The organism is Kitasatospora sp. NPDC059812, assembly GCF_042732075.1.
In the GTDB taxonomy this organism is placed as follows: domain Bacteria; phylum Actinomycetota; class Actinomycetes; order Streptomycetales; family Streptomycetaceae; genus Kitasatospora.
In genome coordinates this window covers 110,021-131,310 of record NZ_JBHWIO010000010.1, presented here as the reverse complement: position 1 = coordinate 131,310, position 21,290 = coordinate 110,021, and the positions used below count along the sequence as shown (strand labels likewise).

9 protein-coding genes are annotated in these 21,290 nt (G+C 74.6%); 6 read left to right on the top strand and 3 right to left on the bottom strand.

Annotation, left to right across the window (positions count from 1 at the left end; translation table 11 throughout):
* Positions 1 to 9 precede the first annotated feature (9 nt).
* The 5 genes from ACFV6D_RS08205 (at position 10) to ACFV6D_RS08185 (ending at position 5,565) form a co-directional block, all read left to right on the top strand.
* Positions 10 to 1,710 carry a phytoene desaturase family protein gene (locus tag ACFV6D_RS08205; RefSeq protein WP_380372980.1) on the top strand — a complete coding sequence of 567 codons (1,701 nt, stop codon included), beginning with the start codon at positions 10 to 12 and terminating at the stop codon, positions 1,708 to 1,710.
* Between the two features lie 68 nt (positions 1,711 to 1,778).
* On the top strand, positions 1,779 to 2,810 hold the full coding sequence (gene sbnB, locus ACFV6D_RS08200) for a 2,3-diaminopropionate biosynthesis protein SbnB (protein ID WP_380558921.1): 1,032 nt from the start codon (positions 1,779 to 1,781) through the stop codon (positions 2,808 to 2,810).
* A 175-nt stretch (positions 2,811 to 2,985) separates the two neighbouring features.
* On the top strand, positions 2,986 to 3,474 hold the full coding sequence (locus ACFV6D_RS08195) for a MaoC family dehydratase (protein ID WP_063348721.1): 489 nt from the start codon (positions 2,986 to 2,988) through the stop codon (positions 3,472 to 3,474).
* 163 nt (positions 3,475 to 3,637) lie between these two features.
* The gene (locus tag ACFV6D_RS08190) at positions 3,638 to 4,957 is read left to right on the top strand and encodes a histidine kinase (RefSeq protein WP_063348720.1); all 1,320 of its coding nucleotides are present in this window, start codon (positions 3,638 to 3,640) and stop codon (positions 4,955 to 4,957) included.
* Positions 4,921 to 5,565 (top strand): response regulator transcription factor, encoded by a 645-nt coding sequence (locus ACFV6D_RS08185; protein WP_063348719.1) that lies wholly within the window; start codon positions 4,921 to 4,923, stop codon positions 5,563 to 5,565. Before ACFV6D_RS08190 ends, ACFV6D_RS08185 begins: the two co-directional genes overlap by 37 nt.
* A gap of 24 nt (positions 5,566 to 5,589) precedes the next feature.
* Here the strand turns inward: ACFV6D_RS08185 and ACFV6D_RS08180 are convergent, their stop codons facing one another.
* Complete coding sequence (locus tag ACFV6D_RS08180) at positions 5,590 to 6,234, bottom strand: response regulator transcription factor (protein ID WP_063348718.1); 645 nt, start codon at positions 6,232 to 6,234, stop codon at positions 5,590 to 5,592.
* A 34-nt stretch (positions 6,235 to 6,268) separates the two neighbouring features.
* Between ACFV6D_RS08180 and ACFV6D_RS08175 the strand changes: the two genes are divergently transcribed.
* The gene (locus ACFV6D_RS08175; protein ID WP_380558919.1) at positions 6,269 to 7,612 is read left to right on the top strand and encodes a sensor histidine kinase; all 1,344 of its coding nucleotides are present in this window, start codon (positions 6,269 to 6,271) and stop codon (positions 7,610 to 7,612) included.
* Here the strand turns inward: ACFV6D_RS08175 and ACFV6D_RS08170 are convergent.
* Entirely contained in the window at positions 7,578 to 8,876 is a 1,299-nt protein-coding gene (locus ACFV6D_RS08170; RefSeq protein ID WP_380558917.1) for an MFS transporter, read from the bottom strand. The genes ACFV6D_RS08175 and ACFV6D_RS08170 overlap by 35 nt on opposite strands.
* Positions 8,873 to 21,283 (bottom strand): amino acid adenylation domain-containing protein, encoded by a 12,411-nt coding sequence (locus ACFV6D_RS08165; RefSeq protein WP_380558915.1) that lies wholly within the window; start codon positions 21,281 to 21,283, stop codon positions 8,873 to 8,875. The genes ACFV6D_RS08170 and ACFV6D_RS08165 overlap by 4 nt, the downstream gene beginning before the upstream one ends.
* Between the last annotated feature and the right edge of the window lie 7 nt (positions 21,284 to 21,290).

Here is a 21,290-nt window from a genome sequence, read left to right as displayed (position 1 = left end):
GGAGCACGAATGCAGGGGGCCCAGGGACTGCGCGACCACTACGACGCGATCGTCGTCGGCAGCGGCATCGGCGGCCTGACCACCGCCGGCTACCTGGCGGCCGACGGGCGCAGCGTCCTCGTCCTCGAACAGCACGACATCGCCGGCGGCAACGCGCACGTGTTCCGCCGCCGGCGCAAGTACGAGTTCGACGTCGGCACGCACTACCTCGGCGACTGCGGCCCCGACGGGCACTTCCCGGCGATCCTGGCCGGCCTCGGCGTCCTGGACCGGGTGCGGTTCCGGCCGATGGACAACGAGCAGGGCTTCGACCGGATCATCACGCCCACCGCGACCGTCGACGTGCCGGCCGGCTGGGACGCCTACCGCGACCGGCTGCGGCAGGCCCTGCCCGAGGAGGCCGACCGGATCGCCGGCTTCCTCGAACTCGCCGAGAACGTGGCCGGCTCGACCCGCGCCGGCCTGAACGGCGAGTCCCTGGTCGACCTGTTCCGCAAGTCCCCGCAGACCATGCGCTGGTCCCGCCGCACCTTCGCCGACGCCCTGGGCCACTTCGGCCTCTCCGCCAAGGCGCGCACGCTGCTCGCGGCGCAGGCCGGCAACTACGGCACCATGCCCGACGGCATCAGCCTGGCCCACCACGCCTCGATGATGGACCACTACCTGCGCGGCGCGTACTACCCCGAGGGCGGCGGCCAGGCGATGGTCGCCGCGTTCGTCGAGGCGCTGGAGGCGCACGGCGGCGAACTGCGCACCCGCTGCGACGTCCGCCGCATCCTGGTCGAGAACGGGCGCGCCACCGGCGTCGAACTCACCGACGGGCAGCGGGTCTCGGCCCCGCTGGTCATCTCCAACGCGGACTACCGGCGCACCGTCCTCGACCTGTGCGGCGGCGAGGACGCCTTCCCCGCCGAGGTGGTGGCCCGCACCCGCGCGGCGACCATGCGCGGCTCCTTCGTCTCGGTGTACATCGGGCTCGACACCGAACTGCCGGGCCTGCCCAACGCCAACCTCTGGTGGCACGACAGCGACGACATGGAGGGCGCGCACGCCGCCATGCTGGAGCGGTACGCCCGGGACGGCTCGATGGACTCGGTGCCGGCGCTCACCTTCTCCTTCGCCTCCCTCAAGGACCCGGGCGCCACCGCCGTCTGCCCGCCCGGCCACAGCAACTTCCAGCTCATGACGGGCCTGCCGCCCGGCTACGAGTTCTGGGGCCTGGAGAGCGGCCCGGCCGACGGCGAGCCCTACCGCCGCAACGCCGCCTACCTCGCCCGCAAGCAGCAGCTCACCGAGGTCATGCTGGCCACCGCCGAGAAGGTCATCGGCCCGTTCCGGGAGCGCATCACCCACCTGGAGACGGCCACCCCGCTCACCCACGAGCGCTACATCCGGGCCACCGGCGGCACCCCGTACGGCATGGCCAGCTGGGGCGGCTCCAACCAGCGGCCGGACGTGCGCACCGAGGTCGAGGGCCTGTACGTGGTCGGCCAGAGCGTCCGCTACGGCAGCGGCATCGCCGCGGTCGCGAACAGCGGCATGGCCGCCGCCTCCGACATCATCGGCCGCGGGCTGCTTCGCGAGGTGTTCGGCGGCGCGGTGCTCGGCGACCCCTCCCGGCTGCCCGACCGCGGCCCGGACTGGGACCCGCTGGTGGTCTCGCGCGGGCGGGCGCGGCAGCGCGCCAAGGGCCTGGCCCGCATCGGCTGACCCCTCCTCCGCCCCTCCCGTTTCCCCACCCTCCGATCCGCACCCCTCCGACCAGGAGCACTGTTCCCATGAATCAGGTCCCTCCCTTCGCCGTGGTCTCCGGCGCCCAGGTGCACGAGGCCCTCGACGGGCACGAGGACGAGGTCGTCGCCACGGTCGAGGCCGCGTACCGGCTGCACGGCGAGGGGCAGACGGTCAACCCGGACTCGTACTTCCTGCGCTTCCCCGACCGCCCGTCCTCCCGGATCATCGCGCTGCCGGCCTCGGTCAAGGGCGAGGTCGGCGTGCACGGCATCAAGTGGATCTCCAGCTTCCCGGACAACGTGGCGGCCGGCCTCCCGCGCGCCTCGGCCGTCCTGATCCTCAACGACGCCGAGACCGGCTACCCGTTCGCCTGCCTGGAGAGCTCGATCATCAGCGCGGCGCGCACCGCCGCCTCCGCGGCCCTCGCGGCGGCCCGGCTCGCTGACGCCCGCGGCCAGCGCCCGACCCGGGTCGGCTTCTTCGGCGTCGGCCTGATCGCCCGCTACGTGCACACCTACCTCGCCGCCAACGGCTTCGACTTCACCGCGGCCGGCGTCCACGACCTGTCCGCCGAGCACGCCGAGGGCTTCTCCGACTACCTGCGCCGGACCGAGGGCGAGGGCGTGGAGATCACCGTCCACGACAAGGCCGAGGACCTGATCCGCTCCAGCGACCTGGTGGTCTTCGCCACCATCGCCGGCGAGCCGCACGTGACGGACCCGCAGTGGTTCTCGCACAACCCGCTGGTGCTGCACGTCTCGCTGCGCGACCTCTCCCCCGAGATCGTCCTCGACTCGTGGAACGTCGTCGACGACATCGAGCACTGCATGAAGGCCGGCACCTCGCCGCACCTGGCCGAACAGCGCGTCGGCCACCGCGAGTTCGTCGCCGGCACGCTCTACGACGTGCTCACCGGCACGATCACCCCGCCGTCCGACCGGCCAGTGGTCTTCTCCCCGTTCGGCCTCGGCGTGCTCGACATGGCCGTCGCCAAGCACGTCTACGACCGCGTCCTCGCGACCGGGCAGCTGCACACCGTCCCGGACTTCTTCCACGAGCTCAAGCGCTACGGCTGAGCCCTCCCCGCCCTGCCCCAGAGGCCCGCCCGCGCTCCCGGCGCCGGCGGGCCTCCGGCCTTTCCCGCCGCCCCGCCCCCTCCGCTGACGGCCAACTGACGGCACGCTGACCGAACGGCCCCCCGGCCTCCCGACGCCTTGTCCGCGCCATGGACGGCCGCCCAGAATCACCCGCATGAGATCCTTTGCCAACCTGGCCGAATTCACCGGGGCGACCGGGGAGCACCTCGGCTACAGCGAATGGCTCGACGTCACCCAGCACAGCGTCGACCAGTTCGCCGACGCCACCGGCGACCTCCAGTGGATCCACGTGGACCCGGAGCGCGCCGCCACCGGCCCGTTCGGCGGGACCATCGTCCACGGCTACATGACGCTCGGCCTGCTGCCCGCGATGATGCGCGCGATCTTCGAGATCCACAACGTCAAACTGGGCGTCAACTTCGGCCTGGACAAGGTCCGCTTCCCCCGCCCGATCCCGGTCGGCGCCCGGGTCCGCGGCGGCGCCAAGGTCACCAGCGTCCGCGAGACCCCGATGGGCCACCTGGCCGCGGTCCGGATGACGGTGGAGGTCGAGGGCCAGCAGCACGCGGCCTGCGTGGCGGACACCCTGTCCCTCTTCGTCGCCGCCCCCGACACCGCCGAGGGCGGCTCGGACGGCTTCTGAGCCCGCCCGCCGACGTCACCGCCGCCGCCAGGTAGAAGAACCTCCCCCTCCGGTCGTGCAAGAGGGGGGTTATTACTACCGATTCCGGCACGCCGTCCCCGCCAGAATGGTCACACGGCCACCACGGCCGCGGCACAGCGAACGGCACAGAGAGGAGCGGGTCATGGACCGCACGATGAAGCTCGGGGGAAGCCCCTCGGCGGTCGAGATCAGGGGATTCTCCGTCCCCGCCGGATTCACCGGGCTGCGGCGGGCACTGGCCCTCTGCTGGATGTCCGTCGCGGCCTTCGGGCGCTCGCTCGGGGTCACCGGCGCGATCTCCCTCGTCGGCCCCGGCCTCGGCCTGGTGCCGCGGGCCATGGAGCGCGTCCGGGCACTGGCCGCCCGCCAGCGCGGCCTGTCCGAGCGCTGGTCCGGCGTGCAGATCCCCGGCCCGCCCAGCGGCCTGCCGGCCGCCCCCGAGGGCGCCTCGGGGGCCGTCGCCCGCTACCGCTGGATCATGAGCGACCCGCAGACCAAGCGGGAGTTCACCTGGGTGCTCACCGACCCGATCGCCGGCGGCTTCCTCGCCTTCATGCCGATCGCCGTCCTGCTCAGCGGCTTCTGGGGCATCTTCCTGGCCTTCTTCGGCGTCCCGCTGTCGACCCAGTGGGACGGCCTCTGGTACCAGTTCATCCCGATCGACGGCCAGGCCACCGCGGTGCTGGCCGGCGTCCTCGGCGTCCTGCAACTGCCGCTGGCCCTGTGGATGGCCCCCCGCGCCGTCCGCAAGCACGCCCTGTACACCCACTCCATGCTCGCCCCCAGCGAGCAGGAACTGATGGCCAGCCGGATCCAGCACCTCACCACCACCCGCAGCACCGCCGTCGACACCCAGATGGCCGAGATCCGGCGGATCGAACGCGACCTGCACGACGGCGCCCAGGCCCGCCTGGTCGCGATGGGCATGACCCTGGACGCCGCCGAACACCTGCTGGAGACCAACCCCGAGGCCGTCCGGGCCCTGCTCATCGAGGCCCGCCAGTCCTCCTCCAAGGCCCTGGAGGAGATCCGCAACCTGGTCCGCGGCATCCACCCGCCGGTCCTCGCCGACCGCGGACTCGCCGACGCGGTGCGGGCGCTGGCCATGGTCTGCCCGGTCCCCACCGAGGTCGTCGTCGACCTCCCCGGCCGCCCCGAGATGCCCGTCGAGTCCGCCGCCTACTTCGCGATCTCGGAGATCCTCACCAACGTCGCCAAGCACTCCGGCGCCGACCGGGCCTGGATCGACATCCGTTACGATCACGGCATGCTGCGCATCACCGTGACCGACAGCGGCCGCGGCGGCGCCGACGCCACCCGGGGCACCGGCCTGCGCGGCATCGAGCGACGACTCAGCACGTTCGACGGGGTCCTGGCCGTGAACAGCCCCGTCAACGGCCCGACCATGGTGACGATGGAGCTTCCGTGCGTATTGTCCTCGCCGAAGACCACTTCCTCCTGAGGGACGGCCTGATCCGCCTCCTCCAGGCCTACGGACACGAGGTGGTGGCCGCCGTCGACAACGGCGCCGACCTCCTCGCAGCCCTCACCGAGCAGCAGCCGGACGTCGCGGTCGTCGACGTCCGGCTTCCGCCGAACTTCACCGACGAGGGCCTGCGCGCCGTCCTCACCGCCCGCCGCACCATGCCCGACCTCCCGGTCCTGCTCCTCTCCCAGTACGTCGAACCGCTCTACGCCCGCGAACTCCTCGCCAGCGGCGGCCGCGGCGTCGGCTACATGCTCAAGGACCGCGTCACCAACGGCTCCCAGTTCCTCGACTCGATCCGCCGCGTCGCCGACGGCGGCACCGCGATGGACCCCGACGTCATCTCCCAGCTCCTCGTCCGCAAGGAACGCGACGAGAACGTCGGCAGCCTCACCGACCGCGAACGCGAAGTCCTCGAATGGCTCGCCCAGGGCCGCTCCAACGCCGGCATCGCCCAGGGCCTCTTCATCACCGAGAAGGCCGTCGCCAAGCACATCAGCAACATCTTCACCAAGCTCGGCCTCCTCCCCACCGACGGCGACAACCGCCGCGTCCTCGCCGTCCTCGCCTACCTCGACCAGTGACGTCCGTCCACGGCGAGCAGGCCGTCAGCCGTGGCGGGCGCCCGAGTCCCAGACCCAGGCCGCGATGCCGACCCGGTTGTTCACCTTCAACTTCCGCTGCACGTGGGCCATGTGGGTCTTCACCGTGCCAGCCGAGATGAACAGCGCCTCCGCGATGTCGGCGTTGGTCAGGCCGTCCGCGACCAGCCGCGCGACCTCAAGCTCACGCGGCGTCAACTGCTCGACCTTGGGCGCCTTCTTCTGCTTCGGGCCGGCCAGGCTCCGCAGCAGCCGGGTGGTGATCTGCGGGCTGATCAGCGAGTCGCCCTCGACGGCGGCGCGCACCGCCTCGATCAGCAGCGGCGCACCGGAACGCTTCAGCAGGAAGCCGTACGCGCCCGCCTTCAGTGCCGAGTGGACGTACTCGTCGAGGTCGAAGGTGGTGACGATGACGACCCGTACGCCCGGGCTCTCCTCGGCCAGCCGGCGGGTCAGCTCCAGCCCGTCCATCCGCGGCATCCGGATGTCGGCGAGCAGGACGTCCGGCCGCAGCGTTCGCGCGATCTCGAGCGCCTCGTCACCGTCGCCCGCGACCGCGAGCACCTCCATGTCCGGTTGCAGGTCGAGGATGTGTCGAAAGCCTTCCCGCACGGTTGCCTGGTCGTCAGCGATCACGATGCGTGTCGTCATAGGCTGATCCTCGCACGGGGTAGCATCCGAGCACATGACAAATCAACTGGCCAGGATCGGACGCCCAGTTGGCACGGCGTTACTCGCGGCGGTCGCCATCTCGGTTGCGGTGTGGGCGGGTTCACCGGTTTCGGTACTGATCCGGGGCTCGACGACGGTGGCGGTGCTGGCCGCCGCGGTCCTGATCGTGTGGCTGCCGGGGCAACCACGGACCCGGAACCTGGTGACCGTCCCGGCGGCCTGCGCGATCTCGCTGTACGCGACGTTCCGCTACGAGGGCCCCGCCGACAACACCTCGGGGCTCTGGATCCTGGTCGAGTCGGTCGCTCTGCTGGTCACCGTCATGCCCGCGGTGCGCGGGTCCGCTCCGGCGGTCGCCGCCCTGCTGGGGCTGCTCCTGCTGGTGACCGCGACCCTGCTGCCGCTGCGGATCGCGCTGACCCTCGACCCGCCGGCCGGGCCGCGCGAGACCATCGGGCTCTGCGTGGTCTGGGGCCTGGCCGCGGTGGCCGCGGTGGGGGCGTCCTGCTACCTGCGCTCACTGGACAGCCGGCGCAGGCTGGCGGTCACGGAGGAGCGGCGCGCCCAACGGCTGCACGTCGCCCGGGATCTGCACGACTTCGCCGCGCACGACGTGACCGGGGTGATGGTGCTGGCGCAGGCGGCCCAGATGCTGGCCAAGGTGTCGCCGGAGAAGGCGCTGGCGCTGCTCCCGCAGATCGAGAACGCCGGCATCCAGGCGCTGAAGTCGATGGACCGGACGATCCGGATCCTCAGCGAGCTGGAAGAGGACCGCCGGCCGGGCCGGGACGGGGACGGGACGGCGGCGGACGATCCCGAGGAAAACACGGCGGCCCGGCCCCACTCGCTGGACGAACTGCCGGACCTGATGAACCGGTTCGAGCACACCGGGCTGATCCCGGCCCGGCTCGAACTCTCCCCCGGCGCCGTGGACGGCCTGCCGGAGCTGGTCGACGCCGTCGGCTACCGGGTGGTGATGGAGGCGCTCACCAACGTCCGCCGACACGCCCCCGCCTCGCCCAGGGTGACGGTCACCGCCGAGCGGGTGGCCGACGGCGGCGCCCTGCGGGTCCTGATCCACAACGAGCCGGTTCCGGCCGGCGCCCGGGCGGACGCCGCGGCGGCGGCCGAGCGCGAGGGCGGCGGCACCGGCATCCGGGAGCTGCGTCGGCGGGTCGCGGGGCTGGGCGGCGAGCTGACCGCCGGGGCCTGCGCGAACGGCGGCTGGCAGGTCGCCGTCGTCCTGCCGCTGGACGGCATCCCGGCCGCCCGCGGCATCGGCGACGGGGCAGGCGCCCCGGCCGGGCACGCTCGGGGCGCTCTCACCCGTCCGGGCGATCAGTCCTCTCCGGGTTGACCGACGTCCTCACCTGATCGGAGGACGGCAGCCGCAGCGAACCCGCCGCCGCGCCGGCCAGCCCGAGCATCGCCAGGCCGACGGCGCAGCCGAGCATCGCCTGGGTGCCGCTCAGCCACTGCGAGAGCAGCCCTCCCAGGGCCGCGCCGCCGGCCTGCGCGCCGCCGTTGAACAGGTTGGTCGCCGAACTCAGCCGGCCGCGCATGCCGTCCGGGGTGAGCAGGATCTGCTGCGTACCGACGACGGTGTACGCGGTCGGCGCGAGGAAGGCCATGGCGGCCAGGAAGCCGCCCCAGACCAGCGCGCCGCTGGTGACGGACATCAGCGGAACAAGCACCGCGAGCAGCCAGATGATCCCGACCACGGCCTGGTAGGGCGTGATCGAGCGGGAGATCCGCGGCGCCGCGAGCGCGCCGATCAGGCCGCCGACACCGAACATCGCGGCCATCGTGCCGACCTTCCCCGGCGAGGCCCCGTTCTGCTCGGCGGCCACGATGACGACCAGGTAGAGCGCCTGGAACAGCAGGTTGAGGCCGAGCAGCAGCAGGGTGGTCGAGCGCATGAACGGCTGGCGCACCAGGAAGGCGAAGCCGGCCACGATGTCACGCGGGATGGTCGAGATCGGGGAGGGCTTGCGCTCCTGCTTCGGCAGCCGGACGAACAGCAGCGTCACGAAGGCCACCAGGTGGGCGACGGCGTCGGCGAGGAACGGAACGGCCCGCCCCAGGCCGAACAGGAACCCGCCGCCCGAGGTGCCGACCAGCTGCCCGAGGTGCATCCGCGCGGTGTTCACCGAGAGCGCCGTGGGCAGTTGCTCGCGGGTCACCACCAGTGGCAGCGAGGCCCGCTCGGCCGGGTCGAACAGGCTGGTGGCCGCCCCGGCGACGGCCGCGGTGAGCAGCAGCAGCCAGGTGGTGACGTGCCCGGTGGCGGCGGCGAGCGCGAGCAGGCCGAGCATCACCGCCCGGACCAGCACGCAGACCACCATGATCTTCTTGCGGTCCCAGCGGTCCACCAGCGCGCCGGCCGGCAGCCCGACGGCCACCTGGGCCACCGCGTTGACCGCGCTCACCGCGCCGGCCACCCCGGGGGAGCCGGTCGTGGCGAGGGCGAGCAGCGGGAAGGCGATGGTGGAGACGTTGAGACCGGTCTCGGAGGCCGTGGTGCCGATCCACAGCAGGTGGTAGACCCGGTTGCGGCGGAGCGGGAGCTCCGGTTCCGTGACGGCCACCGGGCGGTCGGCGGCGGGTGCGAGCTCACTCATCCCCGCACCTCCCGGCACTCGCCGGCGATCGCGCGCAGCACGTCGGCGAACTCCGCGGCCAGCCGCTCCACCGTCCCGTGGTGGTGGACCGCCGGGGAGTAGTACCAGGTGAACTCCAACCGTCCGTCGTGGATCCCGCCGACGATCTCCAACACGTGCTCCATCCGGTCGTCCGGGCCGAGGTCCTGGCCGATCGCGCCGTGCACGGTGTGCACGAGCCCGCTGCCGGGCCCGCCGTCGCTGCGGTGCCGGCCGAGGAAGTTGAACACCACGTCCGGGTCCGGCCCGGTGAGCACGGTGTCCGGGTGCAGGTGGCGCAGCGGGCCGTGGCCCAGGCCCTTGCCGGGGACAGCACGCAGCTGCCGCCGCACGATGCGGGTGAGGGCCCGCCAGTCGTCGCCCTCGGGGACGGTGAGGCGGACGGGGTGCACCGCGGTGAACCAGCCGACCGTCCGGGACAGGTCGACGTCGTCGAGCAGCCGCTCGCGGCCGTGGCCCTCCAGGTCGACGGTGACCTCGTCCTCGCCGGTCCAGCGGGCCAGCACCCGGGCGAGCGCGGCGAGCGCGATCTCCTCGACCCTGGTGCGGTAGACGGTCGGCGCGTGCTCGGCCAGCTGGGCCGAGTCTTCGGCGCCGAGCCGCACCCGCACCTCCCGGCCGCCGCCCACGGTGGCGACGCCGTCGAGGTCGCGGGGCACCGGCCGGGCGGCGCCGACCCCGTTCCAGTGGTCGAGCTCGTGGTCCAGCGCGCCGGAGCGCACGTGCTCGACCAGGCGGGCGGACCACTCCTGGAAGGTGGTGCTCCGCGGGCCGAGGTCGACCGGCCGCCCGGCCGCCGCCTGGGTGTGGGCCGCGTCCAGGTCGTCCAGCAGGATGTTCCAGGACACGGTGTCGACCACCAGGTGGTGGGCCGTCAGGAACAGTCGGTCGCGGCGGCGTCCACCGGACTCGAAGAGGACGGCGGCGAGCAGCGGGCCGCGGTCCAGGTCGAATCCGGCCTGGGTGGCGCGGGCCTCCCGGTCCAGCAGCGCGCCCAGTTCGCCGTCGGGGGTGGCGGAGGTGTCCACCACCCGCAGCAGCGGCTCGCCGGCCCGGTAGGGCGGGTTCTCCTGGGCCCAGCCGTCGACGGTGCGGGTGTAACGCATCCGCAGCGCGTCGTGGTGCTCGACCAGGCTCTCCAGCGCGGCGGTGAGCGCCGCGCGGTCGGCCGGCGCGCCGAGCTCCAGCAGCACCGACTGGTTGAAGTGGTGCGGGTGGTCGTGGGTGTCGAAGAACCAGCGCTGCACCGGGGTCAGCGGGACGGGCCCGACGGCCGGCGGCCGGCCCTCGGCCGCGCCGTCGCCGATCTCGGTGGCGACGGCGGCGAGTCCGGCCACGGTCTGGTGCAGGAAGACGTCCTGGGCGTCCAGCCGCAGCCCGGCCCGGCGGGCCCGGGCGACCACCTGGATGCTGAGGATGGAGTCGCCGCCGAGGTCGAAGAAGCTGTCTTCGACGCCGACCCGCTCGATGCCGAGCGTCTGTGCCCAGATCCGGGCGAGCAGTTCCTCCTTCCGGTCGCGCGGCGCCACCCGGGCCGCCACGGCGGTGTCCGGTCCGGTCGGCGCCGGGAGCCTGCGCCGGTCCACCTTCCCGTTGGTGCCGACCGGGAGCTGGTCGAGCACCTGGACGGCGGCCGGCACCATGTAGCCGGGCAGGGCGCGGGCCACCGCGTCCCTGAGCACCGCGGGCGAGAGCTCGGAGGCACCCGACCGGGCGCCCGGGGCCACGTACGCGGCCAGCAGCTCGCGGCCGCCCTCCGGCTTGAAGACCACCACGGCGGCGTCCCCGACGCCGGGCTCGCGCAGCAGCACGGCCTCGATCTCGGAGGGCTCGACCCGGTGGCCACGAACCTTGAACTGCGTGTCGGTGCGGCTGACGAACTCCAGCTCGCCGCCGGCCACCCGGCGGACCAGGTCGCCGGTGCGGTACATCCGGCTCCCGGGCCCGCCGAACGGGTTGGCGACGAACCGCCCGGCGGTCAGGCCGGGCTGTCCGGCGTAGCCGCGGCCGAGCCCGGGGCCGTCGATGTAGAGCTCGCCGGGCACGCCGTCCGGCACCGGCCGCAGGTGGCGGTCGAGGATGTGCAGGCCGACGCCGTTGAGCTCGGTGCCGACCGGCACGGGGGCGCCCGCGGGCAGCTCGCCCGGACTCCACAGGGTGGAGACCAGCGTGGCCTCGCTCGGCCCGTACACGTTGAAGAACTCCCGGCCCTGTGACCAGGTGCGCACCAGGTCGGGCGGGCAGACGTCGCCGGCGGCGGCGACGGTGGGCAGCCGGCCGCGCAGCCGCTCGGCGTCCATCACCGCGAGCAGCGCCGGGGGCAGCACCGCCACGGTGGCACCGGTCCGGATGATCTCCCCGGCCGGGTCGGGCGCGGGGCGCGGGCTGGTGAGGCAGAGCGCGCCGCCTGCGGTGAGGGTGCAGAACAGGTCGCACACCCCGCCGTCGAAGCTGGCCGGCGCGTACTGCAGCACCCGGCTGTCGGCGGTGATGTCCCAGGCCTCGCGCAGCACCCGGGCGGTCCGGGCGATCGCGCCGTGGCTGATCACCACGGCCTTGGGGCGGCCGGTGGAACCGGAGGTGTGCACCACGTAGGCGACGTGGTCGGCCTCCACCCGGTACGGGGAGCCCGGCTCGCCGGGCAGCGCGGGGCCGGCCGGGGCCACCTCGCCGTCCGACCCGTCCGACCCGTCCGACCCGTCCGACCCGTCCGACCCGTCCATCCGCAGGACGGTGAACGGCCCCTCGGGGAGCCGCTCTGCCAGGTGCGCCTGGGTGAGCAGCAGCGGGACCGCGGTGCCGCTGATCATCGCGCCGATCCGGTCGGCCGGGTACTGCGGGTCCAACGGCACGTAGCCGCCGCCGGCCTTGAGCACCGCGAGCGCCGCCACCACCATCTCCACCCCGCGGTCGGCGAACACGCCGACCAGGGTGTCCGGGGTGACGCCCCCGGCGACCAGGCGGCGGGCCAGGCCCCCGGCCCGGGCGTCTAGTTCGCCGTACGAAACCTCGGTGCCGTCGTCGGCGACCACGGCCACCGCGTGCGGGCGCTCCTCGGCCCGCCGGCCCACCAGCTCGTGGGCGAGCACGCCGGCTTCCCCGTCCGGATCCCGGTGCCAGCGCCGGGGCTCCAGCACGAGCTCCTCGGCCGGGACGTAGGGGAGTTCGCGCAGCGGGTCGCCCGGGCGCTCGGAAATGCCGCCGAGCAGCAGGACCAGGGCGTCGGCCATCCGGCGGGCGGTGCTCCGGTCGAACAGGCCGACGCTGTACTGCAGGGCGGCGTCCAGGCCGCGGTCGGTCTCCTGGAACTGGAAGGTGAGGTCGAACGCGGCGCCGCCGGTGGGCAGGCCGAACTCCTCGGTGCGGGCGCCGTCGAGGCGCACCGGGCCGCCCGGGGCGTCCTGCAGGACCACCATGGCCTGGAACAGCGGGGTGCGGCTCGGGTCGCGCTCCGGCCGCAGCGCCTCGACCAGCCGGTCGAAGGGCACGTCGGCGTGGGCGAAGGCGCCGTTGACGGACTCCCGCACCCGGCCGAGGAAGCCGTCGAAGCCCTCCTCCCAGTCCACCTCGGAACGCAGCACCAGGGTGTCCACGAAGAAGCCGACCACCTGCTCCAGTTCGGGCCGGTCGCGACCGGCCGAGACGGTGCCCACCGCGATGTCGTCCTGGCCCGACCAGTGCGCGAGCAGCAGCTGGGTCGCCGCGACCAGCACGGTGAACAGCGTCGCGCCGCGGTCCTGGGCGATCCGCTTGAGCCGCTTGGCGGTCTCCGCGTCCACGGCGAACTCCAGCTGCGCGCCCTCGCGGCCGCGCACCGGCGGCCGGGGCCGGTCGGTGGGCAGCTCCAGCGGCTCCAGGCCGGCCAGCCGCTCCCGCCACCAGTCGAGCCGGCCGCTCCCCGCGCGCTCCCAACGGGCACGCTGCCAGGCCGCGAAGTCGGCGTACTGGATGGGGAGTTCCGGCAGGTCGGCGGTACCGCCGTGCCGCCGGACGCGGTACAGCTCGGCGAGGTCGCGGACCAGCACGCCGGCCGAGCGGCCATCGGTGACGATGTGGTGCAGGACCAGGGTCAGCACGTGCTCGTCCTCGGCCAGCCGGACCAGGTGGGCCCGGAACAGTGGACCGGTGCGCAGGTCGAAGGGGGTGGCGCCGTCGGCGCCGATGGCCTCCCGCAGCCGGTCCTCGCGCTCGTGCGCGGGGTGGCCGGCCAGGTCGGTGCGGGCCAGCGCGAAGGGCCGCCCGGCCGGGGCGATCAACTGCCGCCCCTCGCCGTCGACCTGGCCGAAGAGCGTGCGCAACGACTCGTGCCGGTCCACCAGGTCGGCCAGCGCCAGTTCCAGTGCGTCGGCGTCCAACGGGCCGTGCACCCGCAGGCCCAGCGGCGAGTTGTACTCGGCACCGGTCCCGCCGAACTGCCCGAGGAACCAGAGCCGTTGCTGGCCGAAGGAGAGCGGCGGGGCACTTTCCCGGCCGACCGGCGCCAGCGCGTCGGCGGGCGCCTCCCGCTCGGCGGCGAGCAGCGCGGCCAGCGACCGGACGGTCGGCGCGCTGAACAGGGCGCGCGGGGAGATCCCGGAGGCCACGTGCTGCCGCAGCCGGGACACCACCCGGATGCTCAGCAGCGAATCGCCGCCCAGCTCGAAGAAGTTGTCCTCGGCCCCGATCCGCTCGACGCCCAGCACCTCCGCCCAGATCCCGGCCAGCAGGATTTCCGACGCGCCCTCGGGGGCCAGGTACTCGCCGCCGAGGGCGAGGTCCTCGGGCGGCTCGGGCAGCGCCCGGCGGTCGGTCTTGCCGTTGGGCAGCAGGGGGACGCGGTCCAGTCCGACGAAGGCCGAGGGCACCATCGCCTCGGTGAGGCCGACGGCCAGTCGGGCCCGCAGCCCGGCCGGGTCGATCCCGGCGCCGGGCACGGCGGGCACCACGTACGCCACCAGCCGGTCCCGGCCGCGGTCTCGGCGGGCCACCACGACCGCCTCGGCCACGTCGTCCAGCGCGGTGAGCGCCGCCTCGACCTCGGCGAGCTCGATCCGGAAGCCGCGGATCTTGACCTGGTGGTCGGCCCGGCCGAGGAACTCCAGGACGCCGTCGGCCGTCCAGCGGCCCAGGTCGCCCGGCCGGTACAGCCGGCCGCCCGGGGTGAACGGGTCGGACAGGAAGTGCTCGGCGGTCAGCTCGGGACGCCGCCAGTAGCCGGCACTCACGCCGTCCCCGCCGATGTGGATGTGGCCGGGCACGCCGACCGGCACCGGCTCGCCCCGCTCGTCGAGGACGTACACCCGGGTGTTGCCGATCGGGCTGCCGACCGGCACGTAGGCGGCGAGGCGGGCCAGCCGCTCGGGGGTGGGTACGAACACCGTGGAGTCAACGGTGGCCTCGGTCGCCCCGTAGGCGTTGACCACCATGGTGTCCGGGTGGGCGTGCTCCAGCAGCTCGCGGCAGTCGTCGACGCGCCAGCCCTCCGAGCCGACCGACATCACCTGGAAGGCCGGCAGCCGCTCGCCGCGCCCCCCGACCTCCTCGACCAGTGCCCTGGCAAGTGAGGGGACCAGTTCGATCGCGGTACCGCCGACCCGCTCGACCAGCGCGAGCAGCCGGGCAGGGTCGGTGACCAGGTCGGTCGGCACGACGAGCATCGAGCCGCCGAAGAAGACCGAGCGGAGCAGGTCGGCCAGGAAGAGGTCCACCGAGAGGCTGGTGATGGAGACGAAGCGCAACCTGCGTTCCGTCAGGTCGTACAGCTCGTCCCAGGCGCCGGCGATGTGGAGCAGGTTCCGGTGGGTCACCACCACGCCCTTGGGCCGGCCGGTGGAGCCGGAGGTGTACACCACGTACGCCGGGTCGTCCGGCCCGGCGGCGACCTCCGGCGGAGTGTCCGGGCCGGTGTCGGCGACGGACTCGACGGTGACCAGGGCACCGCCGTGGCCGGGCAGCCGGTCGGCGATCGCGGCGTGGCTCAGCACCACCGCCGGCTCGGCGTCCTCCAGCATGAACTCCAGCCGCTCGCGCGGGTACGCCGGATCCAGCGGCACGTAGGCGGCACCGGACTTCAGCACGGCGAGCACGGCGAGCACCATGTCGGTGGAGCGCTCCAGGTGCAGAGCCACCCGCTCGCCCGGCCGGGCGCCGGCGGCGACCAAGCGATGGGCGAGCCGGTTGGCCCGGCGGTCCAGCTCCCGGAAGGTCAGCGGAGCGCCGCCGTCCGCCTCCAGGACGGCCACCTCGTCCGGGCGGGCGACGACCTGGGCGTCGAACAGCTCCTGGACCAGCGCCTCGGTGCGGCGCGGGCGCGCGGTGTCGTTCCACTCGGCGAGCAGGGTGTACCGCTCCCCCTCCGTGAGCCAGGGCAGCGCGGTCGGCCCGCGGTGCGGGTCCGCGGCCACGCCCTCCAGCAGGGTGCGCAGCCGGCCGCCGATCCGCTCCACGGTGGCGGCGTCGAACAGCTCGGGATCGTAGGTGAGTTCGATCCGCAGCGCGGTGTCGGCGTGACTGCTGACGGTGAGCGGCACGGTGCTGCTGTCCGAGGAGCGCAGCACCTGGACGCCCACCCCGTCGCGGCCGGTGGCGCCCTCGGCGACCGGGTAGTTTTCGAAGACCACCACGCTGTCGAACAGCCGCTCCCCGGAGGCCAGTTCGGCGCAGCGCCGGACGTCGGAGAGGGCCAGGTAGTCGTGCGCGGTGCTCTCCGCCTGCGCCGCCTGCAGGGCGCGCAGCCAGGCCCCGAGGTCACCGTCCGCCTCCGGTCCGGCCACCCGGGCCCGGACCGGGACGGTGTTGACGAACATGCCGATGCCGCTCTCGATCCCCGGCACCTCGGGGGTGCGCCCGGAGACGACGGCACCGAAAACCACGTCCGGCTCGCCGGCGTGCCGCGACAGCAGGATCGCCCAGGCGCCCTGCATCAGGGTGTTGAGGGTGATCCGGTTCTCCCGGCACCAGTCGGCCAGCACCCCGGTGACCGCCGGATCCAGGGCGAGCTTGTGCGAGCCGGCGGCCCGGGCGCGGTGGTCGGCGGCGGGCTGGCGGTCCACCGGCAGCGCGGTGGGCTCGGCGAAGCCGGCCAGCACCTGCCGCCAGTGCGCCAGGGCGGCCTCGCGGTCCTGCCCGGCCAGCCACTCCAGGTACTCGCGGAACGGCGGCCGGCTGACCGGGAGGGCGGCCCGCCCCTCGACGGCGGCGACGTAGTGCTCCAGCACCTCCTCGAACAGCTGGGCGGTGCTCCAGCCGTCCAGCAGCAGGTGGCTGAACGTCCACAGCTGGTGGACGGTCCGGTCGTCGACCCGGGCCAGGACGATCCGCATCAGCGGCCCGGCGGTCAGATCGATGCCACGCTCGCGCTCGGCCCGGACCAGCTCGTCCAGCCGCCGGCCGGGGTCGGGGTCCCCACGCCAGTCGAGCAGCTCGACCGGCAGTTCCAGGTCCGAGCGGATCAGCTGGACCGGCTCGGGCACGCCCTCCCAGCGGACGGTGGCGCGCAGCACGTCGGTGCGCCGGAACACCTCGCGCCAGGCCGCGGCCAGCGCCTCGGCGGCGACCACTCCCTCCAGCCGCAGGGCCAGCTGGTCGACGTAGGCGCCGCCGTCCGGGTCGGTCAGGGTGTGGAAGAGCATGCCGCCCTGCAACGGGGTGAGCGACAGGACGTCGTCCACGCCCCGGCCGTCGCCGACCAGCCGGTCGAGGGCCGCCTGGTCGAGCCGGGCCAACGGGTGGTCGGACGGCGTGCGGCCGCCGGCGCCGGGCTCGGCGCAGTGCGCGATGACGGCCCGCAGGTGCGCCAGCAGCGACTCGCCGAGCCGCCGGACGGTCTGCGGCCGGTGCAGCGCCCGGGAGGTGAACCAGGACAGCGTGAGCACCCCGTCGGAGACGGCGCCGACCACCTCGATCTGCGCGCTCCGCTCGTGGTCGCCGTCCCACTGCGGCCCGCCGTCGCCCAGGTGGGCGCGGTAGAGGGAGCGGGCGGCGAACGCGCCGTCCAGCTGCCCGTGGTAGTTGAAGGTCACGGCCGGCGCGGCAGCCGGGGTGAAGCCCGCCCGGTGGGCGGCCAGCGCACCGTGGCCGAAACCCTTGGCGGGGACGGCACGCAGTTGCTCCTTCACCGACTTCAGTCGCGCGGCGACCCCGTCGCCGGCCGCCACCGTCAGCGCGACCGGGTGGACGGCGGTGAACCAGCCGACCGTGCGGGAGAGGTCGGCACCGGGCAGGACGTCCTCACGCCCGTGCCCCTCCAGGCCGACCAGCACCCGCTCGCGGCCGGTCCACTCGGCGAGCGCGCCGGCCAGGGCGGTGAGCAGCACGTCGTCCACCCTGGTCCGGTAGACCGGCGGGACGTCGCGCAGCAGCGCCTCGGTCTCCTCGGCGGTGAGGGCGAAGTCCGCGCGCTCCAGCGAGGCCGCCGTGTTGGGCCCCGCACCGTCGGCGGGCAGCTCGAAGGACTCCTCGGCGATCCGCCGCCAGTACGGGAGTTCGTCGTCCAGGCCACCGTCGCGGACGTACTCGGCGAGCCTGGCGGACCAGGCCGCGAACGGGGTGGTCGGGGTGCCGAGGTCGACCGGTCGGCCGGCCCGGGCCTGCTCGTAGCCGGTCGCGAGGTCGTCCAGCAGGATGCGCCAGGAGACGCCGTCGACCACCAGGTGGTGCGCCGTCAGCAGCAGCCGGGGGCCCGCCCCGGCACCCTCGTCGAACAGCACGGCGCGCAGCACCGGGCCGCGCTCCGGGTCGAGGGCGCGGCGGGCCGACTCCGCCTCCTCGCGCAGCGCCGCCGCGCGCTCCGGCCCGCCCAGGCCGGCGGTGTCCCGGCGGCTCAGCAGCGGGCCGTCCTGGTGCGCCGCGGCCTCCTGCAGCCAGCCGCCGTCCGCGCGGCGCAACCGGGTGCGCAGCGCCGGGTGGTGGGCGACCAGGCCCTCCAGCGCCCGCGCCAGTGCGGCCGGGTCGGTGCCGGGAACCAGCTCCAGCAGCAGCGACATGGTGAACCGGGGGATGTCGACCGCACCGGCCAGCAGCCGGTGCTGCATCGGGGCCAGCGGTGCCGGCCCCTGGTGCTCGTACTGCTGGGCGGTGTCGGCCACGGTGGTGACGCCGGGGGCGATCCGGGCGATGGTCTGCTTGACCAGGATGTCCCTGGACTGGAGCAGGAACCCGGCGGCCCGGGCCCGGGAGACGGCCTGGATGCTGAGGATGGAGTCGCCGCCGAGGGAGAAGAAGTTGTCCTCGGTGCCGACCAGGTCGGCACCGAGCAGCTCGGCCCAGATCCCGGCCAGAGCCCGTTCGACCTCGGTGCGCGGCGGCACGTAGCCGGTGGCCGGCTCCGGCTCGACGGCGCTCTCCGGCAGGGCCCGGCGGTCGGTCTTGCCGCCGGCGGTGCGCGGCAGCGCCGTCAGGAAGGCGAAGGCGGCGGGGACGAGGTAGTCCGGCAGCAGGCCGTGCAGGTGGGCGCGGAGCGCGGCCGCGCCCGGCACCGCGGCGCTCGGCACCACGAAGGCCACCAGCCGCTGGACGCCGGCCCGGCCGGCCCGGGGCACCACCGCGCAGTCGTCCACCGCGGGGTGGGAGCGCAGCGCCGCCTCGATCTCGCCCGGCTCCACCCGGACGCCGTTGATCTTGACCTGGTCGTCGCCGCGGCCGGCGAACTCCAGCCGCCCGTCCGGCGTGCGGCGGACCAGGTCGCCGGTGCGGTACATCCGGGTGCCCGCGGGGCCGAACGGGTCGGCGACGAAGCGCTCGGCGGTCAGTGCGGCCCGGTGCAGGTAGCCGCGCCCGACCGGCGGACCGGCCAGGTAGAGCTCGCCGCGCACGCCGGCCGGGACGGGGCGCAGGTGCGCGTCCAGCACATAGGCCCGGGTGCCGCGCACCGGCAGGCCGAGCTCCGGCGCACGGGCGGTGTCCACCCGGGCGGCGAGGGTGTCGACGGTGCACTCGGCCGGCCCGTAGAAGTTGTGGGCGGTCAGCCCCGGGGTCGCGGCCAGCTCGCGCCACAGCTCCTCGCCGACCGCCTCGCCGCCGAGCACCAGCACTGCGGGCCGGTGCGGCGCGGCGGGGGCGAGCAGGCCGGCGTCGAGCACCGGGCGGGCGAAGGACGGCGTGAGCTGGAACAGGTCCACCTGCTCGCGCCGCGCGTAGGCCACCAGGTCGTCGGCGTTCAGCCGGGTCTCGCTGTCCACCAGGTGCAGGGTGTGGCCGTCGGCCACCGCCATCAGCGGGTTCCAGGACGCGTCGAAGGTCGGCACCGTGGTCAGCGCGACCCGCAGCGGGCGGCCGAGCAGGGCCGCCGCGGGCCGGAACAGCTCGTCCCGCTGGCGGGCGAACAGGTTGGCCAGCGAGCGGTGTTCGACCACCACGCCCTTGGGCCGGCCGGTGGAGCCCGAGGTGTGGATGACGTACGCGGCGTCCCCGGGGGCCGGGGCGGCCACGGGTTCGTCGTGCCCGTCCCGGGCGGCGACGGCGGCGACCACGGCGGGCTCGTCCAGCAGCAGCCGGGGCAGTTCGGCGGGCACCGCGCCGGCCAGCTCCCCGGTGCCGAGCACCAGCGCGGGCCGGATACCGCGCAGCAGGTCGGCGATCCGCTCGGCGGGCTCCTCGGAGTTCATCGGCACGTACACCGCGCCGGCCTTGAGCACCGCCCAGAGCGCGACCACGAAGTCGGTCGAGCGCGGCAGCACCAGTGCCACCAGGCTCTCCGCGCCGATCCCCAGGGCCCGCAGGTGGCGCGCCAACCGGTTGGCCCGGCCGTTGAGTTCGCCGAAGCCGAGCCGCTCGTCCCGGAACACCAGGGCGGGCGCGCCGGGGGTGGCGGCGGCCTGCCGCTCGAAGGCCTGGACCAGGGTGGCGGGGCCGTCGTCGGCGGTGGCGGCCGCCGCATCCCAGTCGCGGCGCAGCTCGGCCGCCTCCTCGGCGGAGACCAGCGGCAGCGCGCGCAGCGGGGTGTCCGGCTGCTCGCCGACCGCCTCGAACAGGGCGACCAGCCGCTCGCCGAGCGCCCGGACGGTCCGCTCGTCGAACAGCGCGGTGCTGTACGACAGGCCGAAGTCCAGCTCGCCGTCGCGCTCCTCGAACTCCAGCCCGAGGTCGACGGTGGCCTCCCAGCGCGGCAGCTCCAGCTGCTCGACGGCCACCCCGGGCAGAGCGAGCGGGGCTCCGAACGCGTTCTGCAGCACCATCATGGTCTGGAACACCGGGGTGCGGCTCGGGTCCCGGACCGGCTCCAGCCGTTCGACCAGCCGCTCGAACGGCACCTGGTCGTGCTCGAAGCCGTCCAGCACGCCGTCCCGCACCCGGGCGAGCAGCGCCGCGAACGGCTCCTCCTCGTCCACCGCGGTGCGCAGCGCGACGGTGTTGGCGTAGAAGCCGACGGCACGCTCCAGTTCGGGCCGGCCGCGGCCGGTGGTGACGGTGCCGACGGTGACGTCCGGCTGCCCGGAGAGCCGGGCGAGCAGCAGCTGGTAGCCGGCCAGCAGCACCGGGAACAGCGTGGTGCCCTCACGCCGGGCGAGGTCCTTGAGCCGAGCGGTCGACGCGGCGGGCACAGCCAGCCGCAGCACGGCGCCGGCCGTGCCGCGGACCGGCGGACGGGGGCGGTCGGTGGGCAGGCCGAGCGGCTCGGCGCCGCGCAGCCTGCTCTCCCAGTAGTCGAGCCCGGCCTTCACCCCGGGCCCGGTCAGCCACTCGCGTTGCCAGAGCGCGTAGTCCGCGTACTGGACCGCGACCGGCTCCGGGCGCGGCGTGCGACCGGCGGCGAACTCCGCGTACGCCGAGCCGAGTTCGTCGAAGAGCACACCCGAGGACCAGCCGTCGATGACGCTGTGGTGGGCGGTGATCAGCAGCACGTGCCGCTCCGGCGCGGACCTCAGCAGCAGGGCACGCAGCAGCGGACCCCGCGCGAGGTCGAAGGGCGTCGCGAGCTCGGCCCGTACGACGGCCGCAACACCGGGCTCCCCGGCATCAGGCTCCCCGGCATCGGCGGCGGGCTCGGCGAGGCGCAGCACCCCGGACGCCGCCGGGTGGACGACCTGGCGCACCCGGTCGCCCTCGACCCGGTAGCTGGTGCGCAACACCTCGTGCCGCTCCACCACCAGGTCCACCGCCCGGGCCAGCGCGTCCCGGTCGAGCGGACCGGTCAGCCGCAGGCCGAAGGCGCTGGTGTACTCGCTGCCCTCGGGGGCGAGGCTGCTGAGGAACCAGAGCCGCTGCTGGCCGGAGGAGAGCGGGACCTCCTCCGGGCGCGGGCCGGCGCCGATCGCGGCGTCCGCCGCGGCGGCGGGCGCTCCGGGCGCGTCCGGGGCCGCTCCCTGGCCGGCCAGCCGCCGCAGCAGCTTCTCGCGCAGCTCGGGCGGCAGCGCCGACAGTCGGTCGGGCCGGGACGTGGGACCGTTCATGCTCATG